2 protein-coding genes are annotated in these 3,424 nt (G+C 40.6%); both read left to right on the top strand.

The window, feature by feature from the left end:
* Window positions 1-1,257, top strand: a 1,257-nt coding sequence (locus tag AC1DG9_RS25230) for an eCIS core domain-containing protein (protein WP_477635481.1), incomplete at its 5' end; no start/stop codon positions are given.
* Between the two features lie 27 nt (window positions 1,258-1,284).
* The coding region (locus AC1DG9_RS25225) for an eCIS core domain-containing protein (protein WP_477635480.1) at window positions 1,285-3,424 on the top strand (2,140 nt) is incomplete at its 3' end.

Below are 3,424 nucleotides of genomic sequence, written 5' to 3'. Positions count from 1 at the left end.
AATATCCATAGTGGAACTGATGCCAGTCAACTTTCTGCCTCATTGCATGCCCGGGCATTCACCGTTGGTAAGGATATCTATTTTAATGAAAATATGTATCGACCAAATTCTGCAGAGGGTAAGCATCTACTTGCTCATGAGTTAACACATACCATACAACAAAACGGAAATACAATACAACGTTCACCAATGCCAGGAGAGGACACCGTGCAAAATCTCGAATCATATGATGCAGCAACGAGACAGAACATCCGTTACGATATCGGTTTCAATCTTCAAACAAACATTTCTTTGTTTTTCCAGAAAGGTATTGTTAGAGATGTGCGCTCAGGATACAATGTTACATATGTAGTAAAAGGTTTTGATCCGACAGAGGCGTGGGTTGAAAGTGCAATGAGAGCATTGATACTTTATAATTTTAACTTAAACAAAGATGCAACAGAGGCCGCCATCACCAATATTTCTACGGTACAACACGTAGATCTGAGTGGAGAAACAAATCCGGCAGATGCAAAAATAAAAGGTCCTGATGCTATAGTTCGATTCACATCAACTGAGTTCGATGTTAGTGGAAAGGGGGCCAATAAAATGAAAAACGTTCAATTAGCTGTAGAAAAACTGAGCAATTTTACTGCTCGTACGAATACTGAAACTCCAGCTCAAAGGCGCCAGAGGTATGAAACGACCTACCAGATAACTAATGCAGTTCCTGTAACAAGCGATCCGTTAGCCGATTTATCAAAGACCATGAGCGACTCAAAATTTGATCAGGTATTAGAAGCTTTAGATATAGTGCCAACAGCCATTTTAAGCAAGGCCACGGGTATACCTGTCCATTTGGGACAAAGCCCAAAAGGGCCCAAAAACGAGTCTGCAGAATATAGTCAGATCAAGCCTAAAGACAGTACGGATTGGAAGAGAAGAATTACAGTTTATGGTGATTTTTTCAGCGCTACATTGCCTCAAAAAGCATTTATAATGGCCCACGAATTTGGTCATGCACTAGATAATAGGCCAAATGAAGGTTCTGGCGGAAAAGGAGGTGAGGCCTTAAGCGCTGATAAGGCAAAAGGCAGTTTTACAGAAGCATTAGGAAAAGATGGTGGCTTGCGTAAGGGGATGAGTGAATATGCTGCAACAAAAACTTCAGAAAGTGAATATTTTGCCGAAGCATTTTCTATGTACATTAATCAGCCAGCTACTTTAAAAGCGCTTCGCCCTAATATCTACGCTTATTTCCTGGCTCAGTATCCATAACTCCATATTACATCAATTTAAATTAAAGTGAAACAAGATTCTGTTTCCGAACCTATTATTGCACCTGCTGCGTCTGCCAGACAGGAGAGTCTGCAACAAAATGAACTCTTGCAGGCCGATGGCGAAGCCTCGTTCTTTTTGCAAACAAAATTGAATGTTGGTGGTCCTGATGATCCGTTTGAAAAAGAGGCAGATGCTGTTGCTGATAAAGTTATGCGTTCAAGCAGTGCAAACTTTGTCCAACTTAAATGTGCCGCATGTGAGGAAGAGGAAACCATCCATAAAAAACCTCTTTCTACAAATATTACTCCCTTTGTTCAAACAAAAAGTAATGGTGAGTTTAAAGTTAGTGATCATCTAACTTCCTCAATAGAAAATAGCAGGGGTAATGGCTCCGCTATGGATAACCAAACTAAATCCTTTATGGAAAACAGGATTGGTGCAGATTTTGGTTCAGTAAAAATACATTCGGGGCAAGAATCGGTACAAATGAACAGGGAACTTAATGCCCAGGCTTTTACCACCGGAAACGACATCTATTTCAACGAGGGAAAATACCGCCCGGAAACCGATGATGGTAAACGATTACTTGCACACGAACTTACACATGTTCTACAGCAAACTGCCCCTGTTACAGATAAGGCTGTGCAAAGGAAACAAGACACAACCTTTGATCCTGCCGCCAAAGCCACACAAACCGGAGAGATTGAGCCGCAGAAAAATGAAACTTATAAAAAGGATATTTCAGGAACGGCTAATAATCAGGGTTCTCAAACTCTTCCGCCGGATGAGTCATCCAAAGGTGGATCCAGTATTAGTAAGGCTGCCACTTCAACATCTAAAACAGCAGAAAAACCGGCAACTTCACCAATAGGAAATGATACTCCTAAAACAGCTGGCGCAAAAGGTGTTGCAGCAGAAAGCTTAGCAGAAGAAAAACCAACTATAACAGCAACGGATAATCCTGGCGATATGTTGGTTATCCTACAATCAACTCCGGCTACCCAGTTACCAGAAACATTAAATCAGGCAAAAGGCATCTCATCTCAAAGTATGCAGATGCAAAAAGACAAAGCTTTAGAACTTGTGCCTACCGTTGCAGAAAGTACAGGCAGTGCTTATGGCGAAAATAATAAAGCAAAGGCAAAACACATTGCCTCAAAGGCCAGCGCAACAGTTAAAAATAAATTTGAAGGCAAAGGCGATTGGCAGCCACCGGCTGTAGAGGAAGTTGCTATTCCTCCACAAGCAAGATTTGTTCCTTCAGGACTTTTATCACGATTTGGAAATAGCGAGGGATCTGAAAACATAACAGGAGCAGCTCAAAATGAACTGGGTAACATTAATTTAGATACCAGCAATTTGCCGGATGAATTAGGCGCTGCCCCTGAACTTACTTTAACAGGTGAAGCCAGCATAAATAATCTATCTGAAGAACAGGAAGAACAAACAGCAGATCTATTAATAGCAAAGAACAATGCTCAGAAAGAAATTCAAAATGATTTTGGCGAAAATGATGTAATACAAAAACCTGGAAAAGAAAAAATAAAAAGTAAGCATCGATTCAAAAAAACACAGGGTGTGAATTCTACAACATTAGGCACCGGATCAAACCTATCACCAGAGATCGCAGCAAGGCTTGATGCATCACTTGCAGGCCAGGCCTCACTAAAAATAGGAGAGCAATCGCAAAAATATCARCAGGATGAAGCCGCTTATCAACAAAAATTGATTGTTGAGAAACAAAAAACGGATGAACAAATTAGTGATGAAACGATTAAATCGAAAACATCGCAAAACAAAGCCCAACAAAACGCACAGAAACAGGTTGCAGAATCCAGAATTGATTGGCAAAAACAACTGGATGCCACAGAAACCGATTTCAAAACAAAAGCTACAAATAGCGCGATAGAGCATATTGGTAAAATTGGCAAGGAAACTGAAAAAGGGAATACCGAAGCAAAAAAACATTATGATGACGCCAATAAAGAAGCTGCAGAAAAAACCGCGGCAGCTAAGCAAGAGGCAGAAGATAAAAAGAAAAAATCGGAAGAAGAGAGTGGAGGTTTCTTTGGTTGGTTGGCTGATGCTGCTTCTGCACTTATAGACGGTTTAAAAAGAGCTGTAAACTTTATTTTCGATAAGCTTAGGGCTGCACTTAAATGGG

Source organism: Pedobacter sp. 05L430 (genome assembly GCF_056397585.1).
The sequence above is the reverse complement of the archived record's forward strand: the minus strand, read 5'-3'. Positions and strand labels throughout refer to the sequence as shown.